23 protein-coding genes are annotated in these 25,742 nt (G+C 68.6%); 6 read left to right on the top strand and 17 right to left on the bottom strand.

Annotation, left to right across the window (positions count from 1 at the left end):
* Positions 1-6 precede the first annotated feature (6 nt).
* The 5 genes from ISF28_RS26075 to ISF28_RS26055 form a co-directional block, all read right to left on the bottom strand.
* Positions 7-219, bottom strand: a complete 213-nt coding sequence (locus ISF28_RS26075; RefSeq protein ID WP_198120093.1) for a hypothetical protein — start codon at positions 217-219, stop codon at positions 7-9.
* Positions 216-896, bottom strand: coding sequence for a formate dehydrogenase FDH3 subunit beta (gene fdh3B, locus ISF28_RS26070; RefSeq protein ID WP_198120092.1), 681 nt, complete (start codon positions 894-896; stop codon positions 216-218). Before fdh3B ends, ISF28_RS26075 begins: the two co-directional genes overlap by 4 nt.
* 86 nt (positions 897-982) lie before the next feature.
* Complete coding sequence (locus ISF28_RS26065) at positions 983-3,802, bottom strand: molybdopterin-dependent oxidoreductase (protein ID WP_198120091.1); 2,820 nt, start codon at positions 3,800-3,802, stop codon at positions 983-985.
* A gap of 24 nt (positions 3,803-3,826) precedes the next feature.
* Positions 3,827-4,030 carry a formate dehydrogenase gene (locus ISF28_RS26060; protein ID WP_198120090.1) on the bottom strand — a complete coding sequence of 68 codons (204 nt, stop codon included), beginning with the start codon at positions 4,028-4,030 and terminating at the stop codon, positions 3,827-3,829.
* Positions 4,031-4,037: 7 nt separating this feature from the next.
* Positions 4,038-4,676, bottom strand: coding sequence for a TorD/DmsD family molecular chaperone (locus ISF28_RS26055; protein ID WP_229519397.1), 639 nt, complete (start codon positions 4,674-4,676; stop codon positions 4,038-4,040).
* 207 nt (positions 4,677-4,883) lie between these two features.
* Here ISF28_RS26055 and fnr point away from each other — a divergent pair, with 207 nt between their 5' ends.
* Complete coding sequence (gene fnr / locus ISF28_RS26050) at positions 4,884-5,648, top strand: fumarate/nitrate reduction transcriptional regulator Fnr (protein WP_198120088.1); 765 nt, start codon at positions 4,884-4,886, stop codon at positions 5,646-5,648.
* A 13-nt stretch (positions 5,649-5,661) separates the two neighbouring features.
* Here fnr and ISF28_RS26045 read toward each other — a convergent pair whose 3' ends face one another.
* Positions 5,662-6,795 carry an acyltransferase family protein gene (locus tag ISF28_RS26045; RefSeq protein ID WP_198120087.1) on the bottom strand — a complete coding sequence of 378 codons (1,134 nt, stop codon included), beginning with the start codon at positions 6,793-6,795 and terminating at the stop codon, positions 5,662-5,664.
* 166 nt (positions 6,796-6,961) lie between these two features.
* On the opposite strand from ISF28_RS26045, the gene ISF28_RS31105 reads away from it, so the two are divergent.
* Both ISF28_RS31105 and ISF28_RS26035 read left to right on the top strand, forming a co-directional pair.
* Positions 6,962-8,005, top strand: a complete 1,044-nt coding sequence (locus ISF28_RS31105; protein ID WP_198120086.1) for a sensor histidine kinase — start codon at positions 6,962-6,964, stop codon at positions 8,003-8,005.
* Positions 8,006-8,021: 16 nt separating this feature from the next.
* Positions 8,022-8,765 carry a LytR/AlgR family response regulator transcription factor gene (locus ISF28_RS26035; protein WP_198120085.1) on the top strand — a complete coding sequence of 248 codons (744 nt, stop codon included), beginning with the start codon at positions 8,022-8,024 and terminating at the stop codon, positions 8,763-8,765.
* Positions 8,766-8,771: 6 nt separating this feature from the next.
* On the opposite strand, the gene ISF28_RS26030 is transcribed toward ISF28_RS26035, so the two are convergent.
* Genes ISF28_RS26030 through ccoN form a run of 6 tightly spaced genes read right to left on the bottom strand, consistent with a single transcriptional unit; the run spans position 8,772 to position 13,866 of the window.
* Positions 8,772-9,272 (bottom strand): FixH family protein, encoded by a 501-nt coding sequence (locus ISF28_RS26030; protein WP_198120084.1) that lies wholly within the window; start codon positions 9,270-9,272, stop codon positions 8,772-8,774.
* Between the two features lie 19 nt (positions 9,273-9,291).
* Positions 9,292-10,674 carry a cytochrome c oxidase accessory protein CcoG gene (gene ccoG, locus ISF28_RS26025; protein WP_198120083.1) on the bottom strand — a complete coding sequence of 461 codons (1,383 nt, stop codon included), beginning with the start codon at positions 10,672-10,674 and terminating at the stop codon, positions 9,292-9,294.
* Positions 10,671-11,612, bottom strand: a complete 942-nt coding sequence (ccoP, locus tag ISF28_RS26020; RefSeq protein ID WP_198120082.1) for a cytochrome-c oxidase, cbb3-type subunit III — start codon at positions 11,610-11,612, stop codon at positions 10,671-10,673. The genes ccoG and ccoP overlap by 4 nt, the downstream gene beginning before the upstream one ends.
* A complete protein-coding gene (locus ISF28_RS26015) occupies positions 11,605-11,775 on the bottom strand; it encodes a cbb3-type cytochrome oxidase subunit 3 (protein WP_198120081.1) in 171 nt (56 codons plus the stop codon). The genes ccoP and ISF28_RS26015 overlap by 8 nt, the downstream gene beginning before the upstream one ends.
* Before the next feature lie 2 nt (positions 11,776-11,777).
* Positions 11,778-12,392 carry a cytochrome-c oxidase, cbb3-type subunit II gene (gene ccoO / locus ISF28_RS26010; protein WP_198120080.1) on the bottom strand — a complete coding sequence of 205 codons (615 nt, stop codon included), beginning with the start codon at positions 12,390-12,392 and terminating at the stop codon, positions 11,778-11,780.
* Positions 12,393-12,405: 13 nt separating this feature from the next.
* Positions 12,406-13,866: a cytochrome-c oxidase, cbb3-type subunit I gene (gene ccoN / locus ISF28_RS26005; RefSeq protein ID WP_198120079.1), complete on the bottom strand. Its 1,461-nt coding sequence runs from the start codon at positions 13,864-13,866 to the stop codon at positions 12,406-12,408.
* A gap of 235 nt (positions 13,867-14,101) precedes the next feature.
* On the opposite strand from ccoN, the gene ISF28_RS26000 reads away from it, so the two are divergent.
* Complete coding sequence (locus tag ISF28_RS26000) at positions 14,102-14,500, top strand: TraR/DksA family transcriptional regulator (protein ID WP_198120078.1); 399 nt, start codon at positions 14,102-14,104, stop codon at positions 14,498-14,500.
* Here the strand turns inward: ISF28_RS26000 and ccoS are convergent, their stop codons facing one another.
* The 5 genes from ccoS to ISF28_RS25975 form a co-directional block, all read right to left on the bottom strand.
* Positions 14,501-14,644: a cbb3-type cytochrome oxidase assembly protein CcoS gene (gene ccoS, locus ISF28_RS25995; protein WP_198120077.1), complete on the bottom strand. Its 144-nt coding sequence runs from the start codon at positions 14,642-14,644 to the stop codon at positions 14,501-14,503.
* Between the two features lie 2 nt (positions 14,645-14,646).
* Positions 14,647-17,043, bottom strand: coding sequence for a heavy metal translocating P-type ATPase (locus ISF28_RS25990; RefSeq protein WP_198120076.1), 2,397 nt, complete (start codon positions 17,041-17,043; stop codon positions 14,647-14,649).
* Positions 17,040-17,783, bottom strand: a complete 744-nt coding sequence (locus ISF28_RS25985) for a sulfite exporter TauE/SafE family protein (protein ID WP_198120075.1) — start codon at positions 17,781-17,783, stop codon at positions 17,040-17,042. The genes ISF28_RS25990 and ISF28_RS25985 overlap by 4 nt, the downstream gene beginning before the upstream one ends.
* 4 nt (positions 17,784-17,787) lie before the next feature.
* Positions 17,788-19,224, bottom strand: a complete 1,437-nt coding sequence (gene hemN / locus ISF28_RS25980) for an oxygen-independent coproporphyrinogen III oxidase (protein ID WP_198120074.1) — start codon at positions 19,222-19,224, stop codon at positions 17,788-17,790.
* Between the two features lie 118 nt (positions 19,225-19,342).
* Complete coding sequence (locus ISF28_RS25975; protein WP_198120073.1) at positions 19,343-20,890, bottom strand: methyl-accepting chemotaxis protein; 1,548 nt, start codon at positions 20,888-20,890, stop codon at positions 19,343-19,345.
* 228 nt (positions 20,891-21,118) lie between these two features.
* On the opposite strand from ISF28_RS25975, the gene ISF28_RS25970 reads away from it, so the two are divergent.
* Both ISF28_RS25970 and ISF28_RS25965 read left to right on the top strand, forming a co-directional pair.
* Complete coding sequence (locus ISF28_RS25970; RefSeq protein ID WP_198120072.1) at positions 21,119-25,144, top strand: Pls/PosA family non-ribosomal peptide synthetase; 4,026 nt, start codon at positions 21,119-21,121, stop codon at positions 25,142-25,144.
* Positions 25,144-25,737, top strand: coding sequence for a 4'-phosphopantetheinyl transferase superfamily protein (locus ISF28_RS25965; RefSeq protein WP_198120071.1), 594 nt, complete (start codon positions 25,144-25,146; stop codon positions 25,735-25,737). Before ISF28_RS25970 ends, ISF28_RS25965 begins: the two co-directional genes overlap by 1 nt.
* The last annotated feature ends 5 nt before the right edge of the window (positions 25,738-25,742 follow it).

Below are 25,742 nucleotides of genomic sequence, written 5' to 3'. Positions count from 1 at the left end.
CTCCTGTTACGGGTTGGCCCGGTTGTATTCGTTCTGGTTCATGTTGCGGTTGCTGATCGTGCCCCACCACGCCAGCTTGTCGCCGTGGAAGTAGCGGTGCATGGGGCGGTCGTCCTTCTTCCCGGCGACCATGCCGTGCACCCAGTTCGGATGCTGGTCGACTTCCAGGCAGCCCGCGAGCAGCGCCAGGGGCAGGCACAGGGCGAGGATGCGCTTCATGTCGGCAGTCTCCCCGGGTCGTTCTGCGAGTCCTTGAGGTCCTGGTTCGTGCGCTGGGCATCGCCCTTCGCCTTGATGTCGCCGCCCCGTTTCGACCTGCCGTAGGCGATTTTCCAGCCCCACAGCTCGGGGCCGTAGCCGCGCGTCTCGACGCGCTGGCGGTAGATGTCCGCGATGATGCCCGCGTCGCCGCCGAGCAGCGCCTTGGTCCCGCACATCTCCGCGCACGCGGGCAGCTTGCCCTCGGCGATGCGGTTGCGGCCATACTTCTTGAACTCGGCCTCGGACGTGTCGGGCTCCGGACCGCCGGCGCAGAACGTGCACTTGTCCATCTTGCCGCGGTGGTTGAACAGGCCGGTCGACGGGAACTGCGGCGCGCCGAACGGGCACGCGTAATAGCAGTAGCCGCAGCCGATGCACTGGTCCTTGTCGTGCAGGACGATGCCGTCTTCGGTGTGGTAGATGCAGTTGACGGGACAGACGGCCAGGCACGGCGCGTCGCTGCAATGCATGCACGCGACGGAGATCGAGCGCTCGCCCGGCACGCCGTCGTTGATGGTGACGACGCGGCGGCGGTTCACGCCCCACGGGGTCTCGTTCTCGTTCTTGCAGGCGGTCACGCAGCCGTTGCAGTCGATGCAGCGCTCTGTGTCGCATATGAATTTCATCCGAGCCATCTCGTTCTCCTTCCCGTAGGGTGGGCACTCCGTGCCCACCATGCGTTATCGCGATGCGTACGTTTGGTGGGCGGAGGCCGCCCACCCTACGCCCGTACCAGGCGGCACAGCGACACCTTCGTTTCCTGCATCATCGTCACGGCGTCGTAGCCGTACGTCCAGCCGACGTTGACGGCCTCGCCGCGCACGGTGGGCGCGCCGCCCTCCGGATAATGCTTTTCCAGATCCTCGCCCATCCACCAGCCGCCGAAGTGGAACGGCATCCACACGAGGCCCACGGGCACGCGCGGCGTGACCATCGCCATCAGCTTCAGCCGGGCGCCGGTGGGCGTTTCCACCCACATGAATTCGCCCAGCTTCACGCCGATCTGCGCGGCGTCTTGCGGGTTCACCTCGCAGAACATGTGCTGCTGCAGTTCGGCCAGCCACGGGTTCGAGCGGGTCTCGTCGCCGCCGCCCTCGAATTCGACGAGGCGGCCCGACGTCATGATCAGCGGGTAGTCCTTCGAAAAGTCGACTTCCTGCACCGACTTGTACAAGGTCGGCAGGCGCCAGAACGCGGCCTTGTCGTCGTACGTCGGATACTTCGCCACGAGGTCGCGTCGCGGGGTGACGATCGGCTCGCGGTGCACCGGCACCGGATCGGGGAAGTTCCACACGTTGCAGCGGGCGCGCGCGTTGCCGAACGGCGCGCAGCCGTGGGAGATCACCACGCGGATGATCCCGCCCGACAGGTCCGTCTTCCAGTTCTTGCCCTCGGCCTGCGCCTGCTCTTCCGGCGTCAGCTCGGCCCACCAGCCCAGCTTTTTGAGGAACACGTGGTCGAATTCCGGATAGCCGGTGTCGATCTCGCTGTCCTTGGTGAACGACCCGTCGGCGGCCAGCAAGGGTTCGCCGTTGTGCTCCACGCCCCAGTTGGCGCGGAACGGAAGGCCGCCCTCGGCCACGCTCTTGTGCAGGTCGTACAGGATCGGCGTGCCCGGGTGCTTCATCTCCGGCGTGCCCCAGCACGGCCACGGCAGGCCGTAGTAATCGCCCTTGCAGGGGCCGGTCTCGGCGCGCATCGTCGTCGGGTTGAAGTCGCGCTTGTGTTCCATGTGCAGCTTCAGGCGCTCCGGTGAGCATCCGGTGTAGCCGATGGTCCAGCACGAGCGGTTGATCTCGCGGAGGATGTCCTCGACGACCGGTTCGTTGTTGACGAGCTTGATGTTCTTGACGAGCTGCTCGCCGAAGCCCAGCTTGCGCGCGAACAGATACATGATCTCGTGGTCGGTCTTGCACTCGAACAGCGGCTGGATCACCCGCTCGCGCCATTGGATGGAGCGGTTGGACGCCGTCACCGAGCCCTGCGTCTCGAACTGCGACGCGGCCGGCAGCAGGTAGACGCCGTCCGTGCGGCCGTGCATCGCCGCCGTCATGCTCGGGTACGGGTCGATGACGACCATGAAATCGAGCTTCTGCATCGCCGCCTTCATGTCCGGCAGGCGCGTCTGGCTGTTCGGCGCATGGCCCCAATAGAACACGGCGCGCAGGTTGGCCGGCTGGTCGACGTAGCGGTTATCCTCGAGCACCGCGTCGAACCAGCGCGACACCGTGATGCCCGGCTTTTCCATCAGCTCCTTGGAGCCGAAACGCGATTTCAGCCAGTCGTAGTCGACGCCCCACACGGCGGCGAAATGCTTCCACGCGCCTTCCGCGATGCCGTAGTAGCCGGGCAGCGAATCGCCGTTCGGGCCGACGTCCGTCGCGCCCTGCACGTTGTCGTGGCCGCGGTAGATGTTGGCCCCGCCGCCCGCCACGCCGATATTCCCCAGCGCGAGCTGCAGGATGGACAGCGCGCGCACGTTCGCCGTCCCGACGTGGTGCTGGGTGATGCCCATGCACCAGACGACGGACGACGGCCGGTTGGTCGCCAGCATCTCGGCCGCCATGCGCACGGACGCTTCCGGCACGCCCGTCACGTCGCTGACCTTGTCCGGGGTCCACTTGGCCACTTCCTTGCGCACGTCGTCCATGCCGAACGTGCGCGCGGCGATGAAATCCTTGTCTTCCCAGCCGTTGTTGAAGATGTGCCACAGCATGCCCCACACGAACGCGATGTCCGTGCCGGGACGGATGCGCACGTAGTGATGGGCGAATCGCGCCGTGCGCGTGAAGCGCGGGTCGACGACGATCATCTTCGCGCCCAGTTCCTTCGCGTGCAGAAAGTGCAGCATCGAGATCGGGTGCGCCTCGGCCGGGTTGGAACCGATGAACAGCACGGCGCGGCTGTAGTGCAGGTCGTTGAACGAGTTCGTCATCGCGCCATAGCCGTAGGTCTGGGCGACGCCGGCCACCGTCGTCGAGTGGCAGATGCGGGCCTGGTGGTCGCAGTTGTTACTGCCCCACATCGACACCCATTTGCGCAGCAAATACGATTGCTCGTTGTTGTGCTTCGAGCTGCCGATGACCATCAGCGCGTCCGGCCCGGACTGCGCGCGCAGCTTCAGCATCCGGTCGCCGATCTCATTGATGGCCTGGTCCCACGAGATGCGCTCGTACTTGCCGTTCACGAGCTTCATCGGATAGCGCAGGCGGTGCTCGCCGAAGCCGTGCTCGCGCACGGAGGCGCCCTTCGCGCAGTGCGCCCCCATGTTGATCGGCGAATCGAACGCCGGTTCCTGGCGGACCCACACGCCGTTGCTGACGACCGCCTCCACCGAGCAGCCCACCGAACAGTGGCTGCACACGGTGTGCTTGATCTGCGCGTCCGGCAGCGACGGCTCGGGGCCCACCGCGGCCGCGGGCCGGATCACGTTCAGCGGCAGATGCCGCGCGAGGGCGCCCGCGCCCGCCGTCACGCCCGCGCCGACGAGGAAGCGGCGGCGCTTCAGGCCGGGGTCGCGCGTCGTTTTCACCAGGGTCATGCCGTTCTCCTCTACCTTCTACCTCTACCAATAGGCCGCAGTGCGGTAGTAATGCCGGATATGCTCGGTTTCGTGATACCCCTGCGACGTGGCTGCCGGCGCGGCCGCGGCCGCCGCGGGCGCGTCGGGCTGGCGCGCGCGCGCGGCGGCGGCGACGGCCAGCGCGCCCAGCGGCGCGGCCTTCAACAGGCTGCGGCGGACGGAATCGGGTTGCTTGTCCTTGTCCATGATGTCCTCATGCGGCAATCGGGTCGGTGGCGTCGAGCACGGCGAAGGCCTGCGCCTCGATCGAGAGGAAGGCGTCGACGACGCCCGCCACGACCCGGTAGAAATTCGCATCCGGGCTCGCGGCGACGTCGGCCACGCAGGCCGCGTACCACGGCCGGATGTGCGTTTCGAAGAATGACTTCTGCACGGCGAGCCCTCGCGCCGGCATGCCGGGGCCGCCCTGGATCAGCACGCGCATCGTTTCGCACAGCGCGCCGAGGTGGTCCTCGGACTCGCCCACGCCCCGCGCGCGCGCGAGGCCCAGGCGCGCGAGGTCGTGGCGCAGGTCGGCCAGGGGCGCGTCGAACAGGTGGCCCGCCAGGTAGAAGGAGCCGTAGGGATTCAGGGGCGGCGTGCCGGTGCTGACGAACATGGCCGCGAATTCGCCGGCCGCGGCGGCGGCGTCGACGGCCGTGGCGGCCTGCGTGAGCTTGAGCCACGCGTCTTCCAGGGCGAATTCGCCGGCGGCCGCGATCGGTTCGGCGGCGGCCAGCGCCGCGAGCAGCGCGGCGTCGGGCGGGGCCAGCAGCAGGCGCGCGAACAGGCCGTAGAAGTCGGCGCGGGCCTGGTCTTCGTCGGACAGCTCGGCGGCATCTTTGTCATGCAAAGTGGATGAAGCGGAATGCTGCTCGGCCGACATAACCCTCCCGTTAGCAAATCTTCATCGGAAGTGTAGTCCTTGACAACGCGGGGGCGCGCACGCTTGACGCCGACGCGACAGTTCACTTGTACGGACGTCAAGCAAGACGCGATTTCCCTACGGGCGGCGGGGGGATCGCATCTATAATCTGCGCATCACTCCGAGGTCCTTGCCATGAATACCGCTGATACCACGTTAGACAAGCCGATCAATGTCACCGCATTGAAGCTCAGTTGCTCGGCCTGCAGCATGCACCAGCTGTGCCTGCCGATGGGCCTGGAAAACGCGGACATCGACCGCCTGGACCAGATCATCGGCAAGCGCCGCCGCCTGGAGCGCGACGAGCCGCTGTACAAGATGGACGACCCGTTCCGCAACCTGTACGCCGTGCGCTTCGGCCACTTCAAGACGTACCAGATCAACGCGTCGGGCGAAGCCCAGATCACCGGCTTCCAGATGGCCGGCGAACTGCTCGGCATGGACGCGATCAGCGCCGACCGCCACCACTGCGACGCCGTCGCGCTGGAAGACAGCGAGGTGTGCGAGATCCCGTTCGCCCACCTCGAAGACCTGTTCGGCCACGTGCCGGCGCTGCTGCGCCACTTCCACCGCATCATGAGCCGCGAAATCACGCGCGAGCAGAACGTCATGCTCCTGCTGGGGAATATGCGGGCCGAGCAGCGCTTCGCCGTCTTCCTCGTGAATCTCTCCGCCCGCTACGCCGCCCGCGGCTATTCGCCCACGCGCTTCCAGCTGCGCATGTCGCGCGAAGACATCGGCAACTACCTGGGGCTGACCATCGAGAGCATCAGCCGCCTGCTGTCGCGCTTCAAGAAACTGGGCCTCGTGCGCGTCGACAAGCGCGAGGTCGAGCTGCTGGAACCGGCGCGCCTGAAGGCGATGGCGGCCGGGACGGAGGAGTGCAGCCCGATGGCGTGAGGGCTCGGCCGGCTCACGCGTTCGCGCGCGCGGCGGCGGCGGGAACGCGGGCCGGATCGGCATATTTCCGCGTGAGCCAGGCGCGCACAGGCTTGTCGAACCAGCGCAGCAGCGCATACGCCAGGGTCACGATGCCGGCCTGCAGGCCCACCGCCACCAGGGCCAGCCTGGCGGGCGCCGGGTGCGTGCTCCAGTTCCAGTGCGCGAACAGGTAGACGAACGCGTAGTGGATGATGTAGACGGGGTACGACAACTCGCCCATGAACCGGCACAACGCGCCGGTCGCGCCTACGGTCCGGGTCACGCTTGCGCCCGCCGCCAGGACCAGCGGGAACACGACGATGACGCAGCCGGCCTCGAACAGGCCGTTGACCTTGCCCATGCGCGGCATGACGAAGGCGGCCGCCAGCACCAGCGACAGGACGACGAAGGGCTGCGGCACCGCCAGCCGGAACCCCGTCCGGTAGACCAGGAGCCCCATCAGGAACGGACAGGCGAGGCGCACCGGGGCGGCCCAGAAGTCGGCCCAGCCCCAGCCGTGGCCGAGATCGTTGAAATGGTGCGCCGTCCACACGAGCGCGGCGGCGCTGACGATGCACAGGAAAACGTGCACGCGGCGGGTCAGCCGGTGCCCGAACAGGCCATACAAGACGTTGGCGATGTATTCCTGGAACAATGTCCAGCTCGGACCGTTCAGCGAATGGGTTTCGCCGAAGCTGTTCGGCACGTTCGGCGTCGGCAGCAACAGCAGGCTGAGGGCGACCGTTCCCGCGAATGCCGCGAGCGAGATCTTGACGCCGATGCGCTGGGTGTCGCCGACGAACGGGTCGAGCAAATAGACCGTCACGCTGATCGCCAGCGCCGCCAATGTCATCGGATGCAGCCGGATCAGGCGGCGCTTGAAGAACCCGGCCAGGGTCAGCGCCTCGCGGCCGCGCGCATGCGGCGCCAGGCGCGCGTCGTAGGCGTGGCCGAGGACGAACCCCGACAGCGCGAAAAAGAAATCGACGGCCAGGAAGGCATGGCCCATCGGATTGTGGTCGATGTCGGGCACGACCATTTCCCAGAAGTGAAACATGAGGACGCAGAGCGCGGCCGTGCCGCGCAGGCCGTCGAGGGCCTCGTAATGGGATTTTGCAGGGTGCATCGAGCGGGTCTCCATGGTGGTCTTGTCGTGCCGGACGAGTACGGTAGAATGCCCGACAGCAATCAATATTGACAATGGCTTTGTCACAGTCCGGACTCCACTGTTACAGGACGGATGCCGCGCCCATCGAACGGGCGCAAGCCGCTCACCGATGAACGATAGCCCCGTGAAACCGCGCAACCCACGCACCCTCGTCGCGATCCTGGCCTGGACGGCCGCGGGCGGCGTGTTCGCGCTGCCGTACATCCTGCGCGGCGGCGGCGTCGACGCCCTGCTGTCCGTCACCATCAATTGCTGGCTGTGGGGCCTGCTGACGCCTTTGATCAGGATCCTGCACGGGCGCCTGGCCGCCGCGTTCAGGCGTCCCCTGCCCCTGCTGGCGGCCCATGCCGTGTGCGGACTGGCGTTGACGGCGCTGTACGTCGCGACGGCGGCCGCCGTGGAATCGCGGCTCGGGCTGCTGGCGTGGAATCCCTGGGCCGAGCCGCTGGGCCTGCTCGACTGGTTTTATTGGGCCATGCTCGTCTACTGCGTCATCATCGGCGCGCTGACCGGCCTGACCTATTACCGGCGCGCGCTCGTCGACGAATTGCAGATCGAGCGGCTGAAACGCGGTTTCGTCGAAGCCCAGCTGAACACGCTGCGCACCCAGCTCGATCCCCATTTCCTGTTCAACGCGCTGAACGGCATCTCCGCCTGCGTCGAGCACGAGCCCAGGGTCGCACGCAGGATGATCGAGCACCTGGGCGACCTGCTGCGCTTCACGCTCGACACGCGGAACCGGCGCGAAGTGAGCCTCGCCGACGAACTCGAGTTCCTCGACCATTATGTCGAGCTGCACCGGATGCGCTTCGCGGAACGCCTGGCGGTCACGGTGTCCGTCATGCCGGACGTGGCGCACGCGCGCGTCCCGTCGCTGCTGTTGCAGCCGCTCGTGGAAAACGCCATCCGGCACGGCATTTCGGTGCGCGCGTCCGGCGGCAGCGTGACCGTGTCGGCGCGGCGCGTGGGCGACCAGGTCGAAATCCGCGTGGTCGACGACGGCGTCGGCCTGCCGCCGGGCTGGAAGATGGATGCCGCGCAAGGCCTCGGGGTCAAAGTGACGCGCGAGCGCCTGGCGGCCATGTATCCGTCCGGCGCCAGCACGTTCGCCGTGGCGCCCCACGCCGGCGGCGGCACCGAGGCGAAGATCGTCCTTCCCCTGACTTGATGACAAGGAGATGCCCATGCCGACCGCCACGCCGTTGAAAGTCCTCGTCGTCGACGACGAAGCGATGGCGCGGCGCCGCCTAGTCGACTTGCTGGGCAAGGTGGACGGCGTCGCCGCCGTCCTCGAAGCGGCGGACGGCGCGTCGGCCGTGACGATGATCGCCGAACATCGTCCCGACGCCGTGTTCCTGGACATGCAGATGCCCGGGCCGTCCGGCCTGGACGTCGTGGCCGCCGTCGGCGCCGACCGCATGCCCGTCACCGTCTTCGTCACCGCCCACGACCAGTACGCGATCCGCGCCTTCGAGGCGAACGCCCTCGACTACCTGCTGAAACCATTCGGCGACGAGCGCTTCGAGGCGGCCATGCGGCGCGTCCTCGCGCGGCTGGAAGAACGCCGGGCTGCGGCCGGCCCCGCCCCGGCGCGCTGGGACCGGCTGGTCGTGAAATCCGCGGGCGCCACGCAGTTCGTCAAGACCCTGGATATCGACTGGATCGAAGCCGTCGGCGTGTACGTCAACCTGTACATCGGCGGCAAAGCGCTGCTGTACCGTGCGGCGATCCACGTGCTGGCCGAAAAACTGGATCCCGCCCACTTCGTGCGCATCCACCGCTCGGCCATCGTCAACATCGAGAGCATCGTGCGCCTGGAACCGATCTCGCACGGCGAGTTCGACGTGGTGCTGAAGCACGGCGGCCGCACGAAGGTCAGCCGCACCTACCGCGTCCAGCTGGAAAAGCGCCTCGGCCAGACGCTGTAATGCCGCTCAAGGCTTGTCGGCCGCGATGTCCAGTTCGCGCACGCCGTCCCATCCCTTCGCCAGCCGCCAGTCGCGCAACGCGCCCTCGACGACGACCTGCCAGTGCGTGCGTTCCAGCCCCGGCAGCGCCACGGTGAACGACCCGTCTGCGGCCGGCCGCACGAACACCCGCAGGTCGCGCTGCGGCAGCGTCGGGTGCGCGAGGTAGATCGTGAACGGCTCCGTCTTGCCGACGATGCGCCCGGCCAACGTGCCGGCGCGCGCGTCGTACCGCGCCTGGAGCGACAGTCCCAGCGCGGCGGCCGCGCGCTCGCGGCGCAGGTCCTGGTTGATGGCCTGTCCCTGCTTGTAGTAGTCGTCGACGACGAGCGCGTCCGGGTGGCGCAGCGCAAGCGAGGTGACGAATACGCCGCCCACGATTACGGTGACGGGGCCGAGCATCAGGAACCACGGCCAGCGGTGGGTGTACCAGGGTTCCCCCCCGGGGGTCGATGAAGTCGCGTGCATGGTTTCTCCTTGTGGTGGTTCAGCGCGGCACGATGAAGACGGCCTTCTCGGTCACGTGCAGCGCGGGGTCGTCCTCCGCCGTGACGGTGAACGCGAGCGTGTTGGACCCCGTGTGCGCGGCCCCGTGGTCCACGCGCACGCGCACCGGGACGGCGCGCGCGGAGGCGCCGTCCAGTTCGACGTCGTCGTCGTCTGCGATCTCGGCCGAGCGGATGCCGTCCACGGCGATGCGGAACTTGTGGGCACGCTCGTCCGTGTTCATCAGCTGCAGCCGGTACACGTTCTCGATGCGGCCATCCTCCACTTCGCGGCCCATCGAGCCGCGGTCGCGGATCACGTCCAGCTTCAGGGGCGTGCGCAACGCCAGCGCCGTGCCCAGGCCGGTCGAGATCAGCAGGAACACGATGCCGTAGCCGATCGTGCGCGGGCGCAGCAGGCGGGCGCGGATCTGCTGCGCGTTCCAGCCGCCGGCCAGCGCGTTCTCGGTCGAATAGCGGATCAGGCCGCGCGGCTTGCCCACCTTGTCCATCACGCCCGTGCACGCGTCGACGCAGGCGGCGCAGCCGATGCATTCGTACTGCAGGCCGTTGCGGATGTCGATGCCGGTCGGGCACACCTGCACGCACAGCGAGCAGTCGATGCAGTCGCCATTGGCGGAATTGCGCGCCGCGCCGCGCGGTTCGCCGCGGGCGACGTCGTAACTGACGATCAGCGTGTCGTGGTCGAACATCGCGCTCTGGAAGCGGGCGTACGGGCACATGTACTTGCACACCTGCTCGCGCATCCAGCCCGCGTTGCCGTAGGTGGCGAAGCCGTAGAACAGGATCCAGAACGCTTCCCACGGGCCGAGGCCCAGGTTCGCCACGGCCCCGCCCAGCGCCCGGATCGGGGTGAAATAGCCGACGAACGTGAAGCCCGTCCACAACGCGACCGCGCCCCACGCGAAATGCTTGGCGCCGCGCTTGCCGAGTTTTTCGGCCGTCCACGGCTGGCGGTCGAGGCGGATGCGCGCGCTGCGGTCGCCCTCGATGCGGCGCTCGATCCACAGGAAGATCTCGGTGTAGACCGTCTGCGGGCAGGCGTAGCCGCACCACACGCGCCCCGCCACGGCCGTCACGAGGAACAGGCCGTAGGCGCAGATGATCAGCAGGGCCGCCAGATAGATGAAGTCCTGCGGCCACAGCACGAGGCCGAACAGGTGGAATTTACGCGTGCCGAGGTCGAACAGGACGGCCTGGCGGCCCCGCATGGACAGCCACGGCAGGCCGTAGAACAGCGCCTGCGTGAGCCATACGCATGCCACTCGCAACGTCGCGAACGGGCCTTTCACCTCGCGCGGATGGATGTCCGGGCGCGCGGCGTACATCTTGATGACCGCCTCCTTCGGCGCGCGCGCGTTCATCGCTCGGCCACCTCGTGCTGCGCGCCGGGCGTGTTGGACAGCGACCAGACGTAGGCGGCCAGCACGTGCACCTTGGCTTCGCCGAGGAATTCGCCCCAGGCGGGCATGGTGCTGCTGCGGCCCTTGCGGATGGTCTCCATCACCGTCTCGGGGCTGCCGCCGTACAGCCAGATCTTGTCCGTCAGGTTCGCCGAACCGATCATCTGGTTGCCGTGCGCGTCGGCGCCGTGGCAGGCGGCGCAGGCCGCGAACTTCGGCTTGCCGAAGGCGACCTTGATCGGATCGGCCGGCGCGCCCGACAGGCTCAGCACGTAGTGGGCGACGTTCTCGACGTCCGTGTCCGACCCGAGCGCCGCGCCCATCGGCGGCATCTGGCCGTGGCGGCCCTTCATGATCGTCTCCTTGATGACGGACGGGTCGCCGCCGTACAGCCAGTCGTTGTCCGTGAGGTTCGGATAGCCCTTGTTGCCGCGGGCGTCCGAGCCGTGGCATTGCGCGCAGTACGTGAGGAACAGCCGCTCGCCGATGGCGTGGGCCTGCGGGTCGCGCGCGACGTCCTTGATGTCGCGCTTCAGGTATTGCGCGAACAGCGGACCGTAGTCGGCGTCGGCCTTCGCCAGTTCGCGCTTGTACTGGGTCGTCGAGGCCCAGCCGAGCCGGCCCGCGTAGCTGCCCAGGCCCGGATACAGCACGAGATAACCCACGCCGAACACGATGGTCAGGTAGAACATCACCATCCACCAGCGCGGCATCGGCGTGTTCAATTCGGTCAGGTCCTCGTCCCACACGTGGCCCGTCGTCTTCTCCTGCTGGCCGTCCTCGTCGAGGCGCACCTTGTGGCGCGACTGCGTCCACAGCAGGATCGCGCAGCCCGCGATGCCCAGCACCGTGATCAGGCAGATGTACCAGTTCCAGAAGCCGTTCGTGAAGTCAGACATAATCGTCCTCCACGTCGTCGTCCGCGAACGGGATGGCCGCCGTCGCGGCAAAGTCCTGCTCCTTGCGCAGCACATAGGTCCACGCGAAGATGCCCAGGAAGGTGGCGAAGCTCACGATCGTCATGATGCGGCCCGCATCTTCGAAAAGGTGGTCGATGGCCATGTCTAGTTCCTCGATTTGATTTGCGTGCCCAGTCCCTGCAGGTAGGCGATCAACGCATCCTGCTCGGTCTTCTCAAGCAGTTCGGCGGGGGCGTCCAAGATCTCTTGCTCGGTGTACGGCACGTTCAGGCGCTGCATCGCGCGCATCTTCGGCACGATGGACTGGGGATCCAGCTTGTTCCTGGCGAGCCACGGATAGCCCGGCATGTTCGATTCCGGCACGACGTCGCGCGGGTTGTCCAGGTGGGTGCGGTGCCACTCGTCCGAGTAGCGGCCGCCCACGCGCGCCAGGTCCGGGCCGGTGCGCTTGGAGCCCCACTGGAACGGGTGGTCGTAGACGAATTCACCGGCGACGGAATAGTGGCCGTAGCGCTCGGTCTCCGCGCGGAACGGGCGGATCATCTGCGAGTGGCAGTTGTAGCAGCCTTCGCGGATGTAGATGTCGCGGCCGGCCAGGCGCAGCGGCGAATACGGCTTGAGGCCGGCGACGGGCTCCGTGGTCGAATGCTGGAAGAACAGCGGCACGATCTCGACGAGGCCGCCGAACGACACGACGACGAGGATGAGGCCGATCAACAGCCAGGGATTCTTCTCGATCCACTCATGGGTGAATTTCATTGTGCTCTCCTGCTCAAGCATGGTCCGGGACGGCGGCCGTTTGCGGCCGGGTGTGATGCGACGGCAGCGCCGGGATGCGCGCGTCCACCGACTTGGTCCCGCGCATCGTCAGCCACGTGTTGTACGCCATCAGGCACATGCCGGACAGGTACATCAGGCCGCCGGTGAAGCGGATCACGTAGTACGGATAGGTCGCCTTGACGCCTTCGACGAAGGTGTACGTCAGGGTGCCGTCCGGGTTCACGGCGCGCCACATCAGGCCCTGCATCACGCCGGCGATCCACATCGAGGCGATGTACAGCACGATGCCGATGGTGCCGAGCCAGAAGTGCGTCTCGACGAGCGCCATGCTGGCCATCTGCTTCTTGCCCGCGAGGCGCGGGATCAGGTAGTACAGGGAGCCCATCGTGATGAAGCCGACCCAGCCCAGGGCGCCGCCGTGCACGTGGGCGATGCCCCAGTCCGTGTAGTGCGACAGCGAGTTGATGGTCTTGATGGACATCATCGGGCCCTCGAACGTGGCCATGCCGTAGAACGACAGCGACACGATCATGAATTTCAGCAGCGGGTCCGAGCGCAGCTTGTGCCAGGCGCCGGACAGGGTCATGATGCCGTTGATCATGCCGCCCCACGACGGCGCCAGCAGGATCAGCGAGAACACCATGCCGATCGACTGCGTCCAGTCGGGCAGCGCCGTGTAGTGCAGGTGGTGCGGGCCGGCCCACATGTACGTGAAGATCAGCGCCCAGAAGTGCACGATCGACAGCCGGTACGAATACACGGGGCGTTCGGCCTGCTTGGGGATGAAGTAGTACACCATGCCGAGATAGCCCGCGGTCAGGATGAAGCCGACGGCGTTGTGGCCGTACCACCACTGGATCATCGCGTCCTGCACCCCGGCGTACATCGAGTACGACTTGAACAGCGAGACCGGCATCGACATGCCGTTGACGATGTGCAGGATGGCCACGGCGAGGATGTACCCGCCGAAGAACCAGTTCGCGACATAGATGTGCTGGACGCGGCGCTTGACGATGGTGCCGAAGAACACCACGGCGTACGTGACCCACACGATGGCGATCAGGATCGAGATGGGCCACTCCAGCTCGGCGTATTCCTTGCCGCGCGTGAGACCCATCGGCAAGGTGATGACCGCGCTGACGAGCACGGCCTGCCAGCCCCAGAACGTGAACGCCGCCAGCTTGTCGGAAAACAGCCGGACCTGGCACGTGCGCTGCACGACATAGTACGACGTGGCGAACAGGCCGCAGATGCCGAACGCGAAGATGACGGCGTTCGTGTGCAGCGGCCGCAGGCGGCCGTAGGTCAGCCACGGGATGTCGAAGTTCAATGCCGGCCAGGCGAGCTGAGCGGCAATCCACACGCCCACCAGCATGCCGACGACACCCCAGAACACGGTGGCGATGGCAAACTGGCGCACGATCTTGTAGTTATAGTTTAGACTGCTGTCCAAGGTGCACTCCCTGAATGATGAGAAAGATGACACCGTCAGAGTAGGTTTTCTGGGGGTTCAAAATCCTTGATGTGAATCAAAAAGTCCAGATTGGGTCAAAGAAGAAGCGTGCCGCTTCCTCCGTGTTGCTGAAAGCAGACTGGCGATTGAAAGAGCGATATGACCTGCGTCAAACATGACGCGCGATTGGCCCGCCACACTGACCGACGACGAGACAAGGAAAAGGACCACGACCATGCCGCCAATCTCACCCCAACTCCACGAGGAACTCGGCAAGCGCCTGAGCAAGAGCCGCGCGGAAGTGCTGGCCGCCGTGCGCGCGCGCACCGACGGCGACACCGACGACCGCCCGGCCATCGCGCCCAACGCGCACATGGGCCAGAACGACGACGCGCCGGCCGGCGAGATGCTCAGCCATAACGAGGAACACCTGGCCGAGCACGAAACGAACCTGCTGCACGAGATCGACGCCGCCCTCGGCCGCCTGGGGTCCGGCGCGATCGGCGTCTGCGAATCGTGCGGGCGCGAGATTCCGGAAGCGCGCCTGCTGGCCACGCCGACCGTACGCACGTGCATCGCCTGCCAGGAGCGCATCGAGCACGAACGGCGCACCGGCCGCGGCCCGAGCATGTGATCAATCGTCGTCGTCGCTGAGGATGCGCAGCGCGGGCCCTTCGAGATCGTCGAACTGCCCGCTGTCCGCCGCCCCGAAGAAGATCCACACCGCGAACGCGACGAGCATCACGGAGATCGGCACCAGCAGGTACAAGGCTTCCATCTTCACACCCTCCTCAGGCGCAGCGCGTTGAGCACCACGAGCGCCGAACTCGCCGCCATCCCCGCCCCCGACAGCCACGGATTCAGCAACCCGCATGCGGCCGCGGGAATCGCCGCCGCGTTGTAGACCAGCGCCCAGCCCAGGTTCTGGCGGATCACGCGCAACGTGGCCCCCGCCGTGTCCAGCGCGGCGGCCAGCGGGCGCAAGCCCTCGCCCAGCAGCACGCAATCGGCGTGCAGCTGCGCCAGCTGGGCGCCCTGTCCCATCGCGAACGACACGTCGGCGCCGGACAGCACGGCCGCGTCGTTGACACCGTCGCCGACCATCGCCACGACCGCGCCTTCGGCCTGCAGGCCGCGCACGACGTTCAGCTTGTCCTCCGGGAGCTGCTGGCCCAGCGCATGCGCGATGCCGAGCCGCCGGGCGGCGTCCTGCGTGGCGCCGTCGTCGTCGCCGGACAGCAGTACCACGGTCTTGCCGGCCGCGCGCAGGCCGGCCACGACGTCGCGCGCCTCCGGCCGCAGCTCGTCGACGAGGTCGAAGCGCGCCATCCAGCCGGAGGTACTGCCCAGCCACACGGCCGTGCCGCCCTCCGGGGGACCGCACGGCGCGTCGCAGCCCACGATGCCGGCCACGAACGCGGCGTTGCCGAGGCGGTAGCGGCGTCCGCCGATCTCGCCGTCGACGCCCTGCCCCACGACCTGGTGCGCCATACCGGCGGCCAGCGCGACCGGCCCGGCCGCGTCGCGGATGGCCTGGGCGAGCGGGTGCGCGCTGCCCGCTTCCAGCGCGGCCGCCAGCTGCAGCGCCAGGCGGCGGCCGGTGCCGTTCACCGTCGTCGTCTGCGCCAGCACGGGGTGGCCGTAGGTCAGCGTGCCCGTCTTGTCGAACACGACGTGCGTCGCGCGCGCCAGCGTTTCCAGCACGTGCGGCTTGACGGCCAGCGCGCCGCGGCGCAGCAGGCGGTCGGTGGCGGCGGCCAGCGCGGTCGGCGTCGCCAGCGACAGCGCGCACGGACACGACACGACCAGCACCGCGATCGCCGCCGGCCACGCGCGCGCCGGATCGATGAACTGCCACGCGGAGAACACGACGACCGTCAGCGCCAGCAGCGCGAGCACGAACCAGGCGCCGACGCGATCGGCCCACAGCGCCAGCGCCGGCTTGTTCTGGCCCGCGCGCTCGACGAGGCGCACCAGCAGCGCCAGCGTGCTGTCGCGCGCGCTGCTCGTCACGCGCACGACGATCGCCTGCGCGACGTTGACGGCGCCGCCGGGCAGTTGCGCGCCCGGCCCCATGCCGCGCGCGCGGCTTTCGCCGGTCAGCAGCGCGAGGTCGACGGCCGTCTCGCCCTCGACGATGATGCCGTCGGCCGGCACGGCCTGGCCGGGCGCCACGAGCACGAGGTCGCCCGGCGCCAGGCGTCCGGCGGCGACGGTCTCGGTCGCGCGCGCGTCCGGCCAGCCGGGCATGCGTTGCGCCGTGGCCGGGGCTGCGCGCTGCAGGCCCTCGAGCGCGCGCGCGGCGCGCCGGCGCGCGTCCAGTTCCAGGTAGCGGCTGCCCAGCAGCAGGAACACGAACATCGTGATCGAATCGAAATACACCTCGCCGCGCCCGCGCAGTACGGCGGCGACGCTGGCGCCGAACGCCGCGAGGATGCCCAGCGCCACCGGCACGTCCATGCCCGCGACGCCGCGGCGCAGGTCGAGCCAGGCGCCGCGCAGGAACGGCCAACCGGAATAGCCGACGGCCGGCGCGGTCAGCAGCAGCGCGGCCCAGTGCATCAGCGCGCGCATGTCGGCATCCATCGTGCCGTCCGTCGCGAGGTAGACGGGGAACGCGTACATCATCACCTGCATCATGGCCAGGCCCGCCACGAACAGGCGGCGGAACAGCGTCTTGCGCTCGCGGTCGAGGTGCGCGGCCTGGCGCTGCGCATCGAGCGGATACGCGGTGTAGCCGATGGCGCGCAGCGCGCCGAGGATGTCGCTCGTGCGGCAGGCGTCCGGGTCCCAGCGGACGTGCAGCCGTTCCGTCGCCACGTTCAGCAGCGCTTCCGCCACGCCCGGCAGCGCCGCCATGCGCCGCTCGATCAGCCACACGCACGCGGCGCAGCGGATGCCTTCGATCGTGAAGACGGCGTCGCCGCCGCACTCCGCCTCGTCGTAGGCGCGCAGGTCGGCCGCGTCGGCGCCGGCGTCGGCGCGGGGCGCGAACGCGGTGCGGCTGCCGTAGTAGTCGGCGAGGCCGGCGTCGGCGATGGCCTGGGCCGCGGCCGCGCAGCCGGGACAGCACATGGCGCGCGTGGCGCCGTCGACGTCGGCCGTCCACGGGCTGGCGGCCGGCACGCTCTGGCCGCAGTGGTAACAGGCGTCGGCGTCGATGCAGGCGGTGCTCATCGCGCCCCCGGCGTCAGGCACAGGTCCTGCACCCAGCCGTGCGGCAGGCCGCCGGCGGCACGGGCGAGGCCCAGCACGCCGAAGCCCAGCACGACGAGGCCGCACGCGAACCGCACCCGCGGGCTCGCGAGCCAGCCGCGCAGGCGCGCGCCCAGCAGGCCCAGGCCGAGCAGCATCGGCAGCGTGCCGAGCCCGAAGGCCAGCATCACGAGCGCGCCGCCGCCGGCCGAACCGCTCAGCATCGCGGTGACGAGCACGCTGTAGACCATCCCGCACGGCAGCCAGCCCCACACGCCGCCCGCCACGAACATGCGGCTGGGGCGGTCCAGCGGCCCGACCTTGCGCAGCAGCGGACGCACACCCTGCCACACGACCCGGCCGCCCTGCTCGAGGTAGGCGAGGCCGCGCCAGGCATCCATCAGGTACAGGCCCAGCGCGGCCAGCATCAGGTTCGCGAGCCAGTACGCGCCGGCCTGCAGCGCCGGCAGTCGCGCGAGCGCATGCGCGCCCTGCGCGAGGCCGCCGGCCAGCGCGCCGGCCACCATGTAGCTGCCGATCCGCCCCGCATTGTAGGCGAGGACGCTCCCGACTTGCGGCCGCGCGGCGACCACCGGGATGGGCACGGGACGTCCGACCGTCGGGGCCACCGACAACGCGCCGACGATCCCCCCGCACATGCCCGCGCAATGGACGCTGCCCAGCAGGCCGACGACGAACACGGGAAACAGGGCGGCGATCATGCCGTCACACCGTCCTCGAATGGCTCGCCGGCCCGCGCTCGGCCAGGTAGCGGTCGAACACCATGCACACGTTGCGGATCAACAGGCGCCCCTTCGTCGTGACGGTGATCCAGTCCGGTCCGAGCTCCACGAGGCCGTCGCGTTCCAGCGCCTCGAGTTGCTCCATCTCGCGGGCGAAATACGCGTGGAAGACGATCGGGAACGCCTGCTCGATGGCATCGACGGACAGCTCGAACTGGCACATCAGCTTCTGGATCACGCTGCGGCGGAGCACGTCGTCCATCGACAGCCGCGCGCCGCGCGCCACCGGCAGCTCGTTGCGGTCGAGCGCATCGTAATAGGCGTCCAGCGTCTTGACGTTCTGGCTGTACGTGGCGCCGACGGCGCTGATGGCGGACACGCCGCAGGCCACGAGGTCCGTGTCCGCATGCGTCGAATAGCCCTGGAAGTTGCGGTGCAGGCGGCCCTGGCCCTGCGCGACGGCGAGGTCGTCGTCCGGCCGCGCGAAATGGTCCATGCCGATGTAGACATAGCCCGCGGCCGTCAGGCGCTCGATGCACAGCTGGAGCATGCGCAGCTTCGTGTCGCTGTCCGGCATGTCGGCCTCGTCGATGCGGCGCTGCGGCTTGAACAGGCGCGGCATGTGGGCGTAGTGGTACACGGCGATGCGGTCGGGCGCGGCCGCGATCACCTTGTCGAGCGTCGCGCGCATCGTGTCCGGCGTCTGCTTCGGCAGCCCGTAGATCAGGTCGATGCTGACCGAGCGGAACCCGGCGGCGCGCGCGGCGGCGATGACGGCGCGGGTCTGGGCCTCGGGCTGGACGCGGTTGACGGCGCACTGCACGTCCGGATCGAAGTCCTGCACGCCGAGGCTGATGCGGTTGAATCCCTGGCGCCGCAGGCTGTGCACGCGCTCGGCCGACACGGTGCGGGGATCGATCTCGATCGAATACTCGCCGACGGCGTCCGGCGCGAACCGGAAGCAGCGGCGCAGGTGCGCCATCAGGTCCTCCATCTGCGCATCCGACAGATAAGTGGGCGTGCCGCCGCCGAGATGCAGTTGCTCGACTTCGTTCATGCCGGCGAACAGCCGGCCCTGCATCTCCGCCTCGCGCTTCAGGTAGCCGAGGTAGGTGACGGCCTTGTCGCGGTTCTTCGTGACGATCTTGTTGCAGGCGCAGTAGTAGCAGACGGTGTCGCAGAACGGGATGTGCAGGTACAGCGACAGCGGCTTCGCGCCGCCGCGCGTGCGCAGGTCGGCCACGGCGTGCAGGAAGTCGCGGTAGCCGAACGATTCGCTGAAGCGGTCCGCCGTCGGATAGGATGTGTAACGGGGCCCGTTGCGGCTCAGCCGCGCGATCAGGTCGGCGTCGAATTCGACGGCGCCCTGGACCGCGAGGTCGGCCGGCGCGGCGGGGGTGGCGGGGACTGCGTCGAACATCTTGGGGAACTCCTTGCCTACGGCGGGAAACATAGGTCGAGTTTATTGAGGCGGTCTCGCCAAATCCTTGACTTGCATCAAAAATCTCCGAGCCAGGGTTTGGTAGCCCGGGCCCGCCTCAGCGCTTGAGCTTGAAGACGGACAGTGCCAGTCCCAGCTGCTCCGCCTGCTCCGCCACGCTCGTCGACGCGGCCGCCGACTCCTCGACGAGGCTCGCGTTCTCGCGCGTGATCCCGTCGAGTTGCGCCAACGTCGCGTTCACTTCCGCGATGCCTTCGTTCTGCGTCCGCGACGCCTGCGTGATGCCGCTCATGATGGTGGCGGCGTCGTGCACGGAGGCCACGACTTCGCGCATCGTCTGGCCGGCCGCGTCGACCAGCGCATTGCCCTGCCCGACCTTGTGCACGGAATCCTCGATGAGCGCCTTGATCTCCTTCGCCGCCCCGGCCGAACGCTGGGCCAGGCTGCGCACCTCGCCCGCCACGACGGCAAAGCCGCGGCCCTGCTCGCCCGCGCGCGCCGCCTCCACCGCGGCATTGAGCGCGAGGATATTGGTCTGGAACGCGATGCCGTCGATCAGGCCGATGATGTCGACGATGCGCGTGGCCGACCCGCTGATCTGGCCCATCGTGCTGCCGACCTGCTGCACGGCGTCGCCGCCGCGTCCGGCGACCTTCGACGCCATGCCCACGAGGCTGTCGGCGCGCACCGCGCCGTCCGTGTTCTGGCCGGCGGCCTGGGCGATGTGGGCGAGGCTCGCGGCCGTCTGCTCCAGGCTGGCCGCTTGCGCTTCCGTGCGGCGCGCCAGGTCGTGGTTGCCTTCGGCGATGTCGCGCGTGGCGGCCTCGATCGACACGACGCTGGCGCGCACGTCGCCCACGATCGCCGTCAGGTTGACGTTCAACTGGCGCAGCGCCAGCATCAGGCGCCCCATCTCGTCGTCGCGCCCCCGTTCCGGCATGCGCGACAGGTCGCCGCCGGCCAGCGCGTAGACGGCGTCCAGCGCCTTTTGCATGGGCGCGACGATGGCGCGCTGCAATTCGGCCCAGGCGAGGAGCGTCAGCGCCGCGCCGGCCAGCGCCAGGATGCGCCAGCCCCAGGCGTGCGTGACGGCGGCCAGCGCCAGCATCAGGATGGCCTGCGCGCTCATCATGAGTCCCAGGCGCCGGCCCAGCGGCAAGGTGCGCAGGTCCAGCAGGCGCGCCCACCACGCCGTGCGGACGACGGCGCCGCGGCGGATGGCCAGGCCGTGGGCCCGGCCCGCGCGCATGCGCTGGTAGATGGCCTCGGCCTGCTCGACCTGCTCGCGCGTCGGGCGGGTGCGGACGGACATGTAGCCGACCGTCTTGCCGGCTTCCTTGATGGGGACGACGTTCGCGACCACCCAGTAGAAATCGCCGTTCTTGCGGCGGTTTTTCACGATGCCCGTCCACGGCTCGCCCGTCTTGAGCGTTTCCCACAGGTCGGAGAACGCCTCCGGCGGCATGTCCGGATGGCGGACGATGTTGTGGGCCTTGCCGATCAGTTCTTCCTCGGCAAAGCCGCTGACCTCGATGAAGGTCGGGTTGATGTAGACGATGCGGCCTTTCGTATCCGTCTTCGAGACGATGGATTGGCCGTCCTGCAACGGGTATTCGATGCCCGTGACGGGCAGGTTGGTGCGCACGCGTGGCTCCTAGATTTCCGGAGGAATAGTTGATTTAAGGCAATTTTATGAAATTGCGGCGGATGCGCTCTTTGATGCACATCAAAAACGCCCGAAACCAGGACACACCGATGAAAAAAACCGACACCCCGCCCGGCCGTTACAATGAGAGGCCTACGCGCATGTGGCCGTCAATATTGCCATTTTTGCCTTGAAAAATCACACGACCAACCCCAACTGTCGCCGTTGATGAACGATATCTCTTCTCTGACACGGCATTCCGATGTCCTCTATGGTCCGCACCAACCGGAATTGTTGCGCGACGAAATCCTGGCCGACCTGCTGGAGGCCAGCGCGCGCCGCGCGCCGGACCAGCTTGCCCTCATGGCGGGCGACCGCCGCCTCACCTACCGCGAACTCGACGAACAGGCCAGCCTGGCCGCGTCGCGCCTGATCGACGCCGGCATCCAGCCGGGCAACATCGTCGGGTTGTGGATGCCGCGCGGCATCGACCTGCTCGTCATGCAGGCCGCCATCGCCAAGGCCGGCGCCGCCTGGTTGCCCATCGACGAGGACACGCCCGTCGACCGCCTGCTCGTGTGCATGGAAGACGCCGGTTCGCCCGCCCTCGTCAGCAGCGAACGCATGCGCGACCGCCTCGGCCCCGTCGGCCAACCCATCCACACGGCCGAGGCCCTGCTCGCGCCCGCGCCCGACGGTTATCAAGTGCGCCGCCGCGGCGCCGTCTCCGGCGACGCGCCGGCCTACGTCATCTACACGTCGGGCTCGACGGGCAAGCCGAAAGGCATCCTCATCGACCAGCGCAGCATCTGCCATTTCCTGCGCAGCGAGAACGAAGTGCTGGGCGTGACGGCGTCCGACCGCGTCTACCAGGGGTTTTCGGTCGCGTTCGACATGTCGTTCGAGGAAATCTGGATTTCCTACCTCGTCGGCGCCACCCTGTGGATCGGCCCCAAGGAGACGGCCGGCGATCCGGAAGCCCTGCCCCGGCTGCTGGCGGAACACGGCGTCACCGTGCTGCACGCCGTGCCGACCTTGCTGGCCCTGTTCGCCGACGACGTCCCCAGCCTGCGCATCATCAACCTCGGCGGGGAAATGTGCCCGGAGACCGTGGTCGAGCGGTTCTCCAAGCCGGGCCGCCAGATGTTCAACACCTATGGCCCCACGGAAGCGACCGTGTCGGCCAGCCTCGCGCGCCTGGAGCCGGGCCGCCTGATCACGATCGGCACCCCGTTGCCGAACTACGGCTTGCTCGTCATCTCGACCGACACGGCGCAAGGATTGCAGATCCTGCCCCGCGGCGACACGGGCGAGCTGTGCATCATCGGGCCGGGGCTGTCGGCCGGCTACCTCGGCCGTCCCGACCTCACGGCAGAGAAATTTCTCGCGAATCCCTGGCGTTCCGGCCCTGACGATCCGCGCCTGTACCGCACGGGCGACCTCGCGCGCATCGAGCCGGATGGCCAGGTCGTGTGCCTGGGCCGCACGGACGACCAGGTCAAGATCCGCGGCTTTCGCGTGGAACTGGGCGAGATCGAAGCCCAGCTCGCCCAGCAGGAAGGCGTCGGCACGACGGCCGTGCTGTTGCGCAAGGATGACGGCATCGACCGCCTCGTCGCCTACGTCGTGCCGGCCGCGGGCGCGACGGACGAACAGTTGGCGCCGGCCACGTTGCGCCGCGCCCTGTCCGGCACGCTGCCGCCGTACATGGTGCCGAGCCGCTTCGAGCGCTTGTCCGTGATGCCGCGCCTGACGTCCGGCAAGATCGACCGCAAGGCGTTGAAGGCGATGGCCTTGTCGGCCCCGCTGCCCAGCGATCCGGCCGACTCCGACGTGGCCGAGACGCCGGGCGAGGAAGCGCTGTTCGCGGCGCTGGCCACGCTGTTCCCGGGCCAGCCGATCCGGCGCGAGCTGGATTTCTTCAGCGACCTCGGCGGCCACTCGTTCTTCGCCGCCCGCCTCGCCACCGCGCTGCGCACCGATCCCCGTTTCGCCCACGTGACCGTGCGCGACATTTATTCGCAGCGGCAGATCGGCGCGATCGCGTCCAGCCTCGACCAGGCCGCCGGCACGGCCGCCGTCGAACCCGACTGGACGCCGCCCGACAGCACCCGCCGCTGGCTGTGCGGCGTGGCCCAGCTGGCCACCGTCCCCGTCCTGATCACGCTGCGCATGGCGCAGTGGCTGGCGCCGTTCTTCACCTACCACTTCTTCACGGGCGACCCGGGCGACTCGGTGCCGCGCGCCATCGCGCTGTCGATCGTCGTGTTCCTGCTCGCGACCTTGCTGGAATTCGTGTTCGCGATCGGCGGCAAGTGGCTCGTCGCGGGGCGCCTCGAGCCGGGCGTGTACCCGTTGTGGGGCCGCACGTATTTCCGCTGGTGGCTGGCCGACCGCCTCGTCGAGTCCGCCCCGACCTATCTGCTGGCCGGCTCGTCGCTGTACGGCTGGTACCTGCGCCTGCTGGGCGCGAAGGTGGGACGGGACGTCGTGATCGGCTCGCTGACGATCCGCGCGCCCGACCTGCTCGACATCGGCGACAACGTCAGCATCGGCAATGCCGCCAATTTCGAAAATGCGCGCGTCGAACGGGGCCGCCTGATCCTCGGCCGGATCGCACTCGACGACGACGCCTGCGTGTCGTCGTATGCGATCCTGGAAGGCAATACCCGCGTGGGCCGGCGCGGCCACCTGGAAGGCCAGTCCGCGCTGCAGGACGGGGCAAGCGTGCCCGACGGCCGCATCTGGAGCGGCTCGCCTGCGCGCGACGCCGGCGCGTTCGATCCGTCCACGCTGCCGCCGCGGCCGGCCGTCAGCCGCGTCCGCCTCATGGGCGAGGGCCTGTTCTTCATGTTCGGCATGCTGCTCGTCGCCACGCTGTTCTTCATGCCCGTCTTCCCCAGCTTCGTGCTGATCGACTGGTTCGACGAACGGGGCACCCTGCCCGTGCTGGCACAGAATTCGATCCAGGGCCAGCTGCTGCGCTATTTCGTGCTGGCCCTGCCGGCGTCCGCCGTGCTGATCGCGCTGACGATGTTGATCTCGGCCGCCATCCGCTGGGGCTTCCTGCCCCGCATGATGCCGGGCCGTTCGGCCGTGCACAGCAACACGTACTGCAAGAAATGGCTGGTAAGCCACATCCAGGAATCGAGCCTGAACGTCCTGCATGGCATCTACGCGACCGTGTTCGCGCCGTTCTGGTATCGCCTGCTGGGCGCGAAGGTCGGGCGCGACGCCGAGATCTCGACGGCGCTGGGCGTCGTCCCCGACATGCTCACCCTCGGCGACGAGACGTTCATCGCCGACGCCGTCATGCTGGGCGACGAGCAGATCGACGGCGGCTGGATGACGATGGAACCGACGGTGGTGTCCAACCGCAGCTTCGTCGGCAACGGCAGCTATATCCCGGACGGCACGATCCTGCCCGAAGGCGTGCTCGTGGGCGTGCACACGCATGCGCCGGCCAACGAGCGCATGACGGGCGGCGACACCTGGCTGGGCTCGCCGCCCCTCCACCTGCCGGCCCGCGAACAGACCAGCGGGTATCCGGAACACCTGACCTACCGCCCGTCGCCGCAGCGCCGCCTGGGCCGCGCCCTCGTCGAAGCGTTTCGTATCGTCGCACCGCACGCCGTCGTCATCGCCGTCGGCTACACGGTCGTGCTGGACCTGATGCCGATCGCCGGCGCCGGCCGCTGGAGCGAGGTGATCTGGGACATGGCCCTCGTCGGCCTCGCCTACGGCATCGGCAACTACCTGTTCGTGCTCGCGTTCAAGTGGCTGCTGCTGGGCCGCTACCAGAAGCGGGCGGAGCCGATGTGGACGCCGTTCGTCTGGCTGTCCGAAGGCGTGACGAATATGTACGAAGGCATCGCCGTGCCCAACTTCATGCGCTACCTGCGCGGCACGCCGTGGCTCCCGATCGCGTTCAACCTGCTCGGCTGCCGCATCGGCCGCGGCGTCTATATGGACACGACGGACATCACGGAATTCGACTGCGTGACGATCGGCGACCACAGCGAACTCAATGCGCTGTCCTGCCCGCAGACGCACCTGTTCGAGGACCGGGTGATGAAGATCGATCATGTCGAGATCGGCAGCAAGGTGTACATGGGGCCCCGCAGCGCCGTGCTGTACAGCGCGAAGGTCGGGGACAATGCCCGCATCGGCCCGCTGACCCTCGTCATGAAGGGCGAGCACATCCCGGCCGCGACCGGCTGGAACGGCTTGCCGGCGGCGCCGCAGCGGGTGTGATGGACCAGTTGCCCGTCCGCTGGTGGGCGGATGGCCGGTTCGTCGCGCCGGCAGGCGAGCGGGCCGCGCCGTCGTCCGTATGCATCGTCGGCGTGCGCGGCCAGCCCGACCGGGCGACGGCCCGCCGCACGATCCGCGCCGCGCTGCTGGACGCGCTGGCGGAAGCGGCCGGCGTCCCTTCGACATCGATCCGGCTGGGCGGCGCCCCGGGCGAAGCGCCGTATGCCCTGCTCGACGACCATCGCATCCCCCTGTCGATCAGCCACGACGGTGACCTGTCCGTGGCCGCGCTGCGCCTTGACGGCGGCGCCGTCGGCATCGACGTGATGCGCGTGGCCGACATCCCGGATTGGCACGCCGTCGCCTACGACTACCTCGGCCCCGCATGCGCGGCCGCGCTGGCCCACCTGCCCGACGCCGCGCGCGCCGCCGCGTTCGCGCGCGCGTGGAGCGGGCGCGAAGCGAGGTTCAAGTGCTGCGGGCTCGCGCTGGCGGAGTGGCGAGCCGACGAGGTTGCGCGCCTGGCCGCGTTCGCCAGCTGGCCGCTGGCGCTGCCGGCGGGCTATGTCGGCACCGTGGCGCTGCCTGGCTGATGTGT

The organism is Massilia rhizosphaerae (genome assembly GCF_016093545.1).
Taxonomy (GTDB): domain Bacteria; phylum Pseudomonadota; class Gammaproteobacteria; order Burkholderiales; family Burkholderiaceae_D; genus Telluria; species Telluria rhizosphaerae.
The sequence above is the reverse complement of the archived record's forward strand: the minus strand, read 5'-3'. Positions and strand labels throughout refer to the sequence as shown.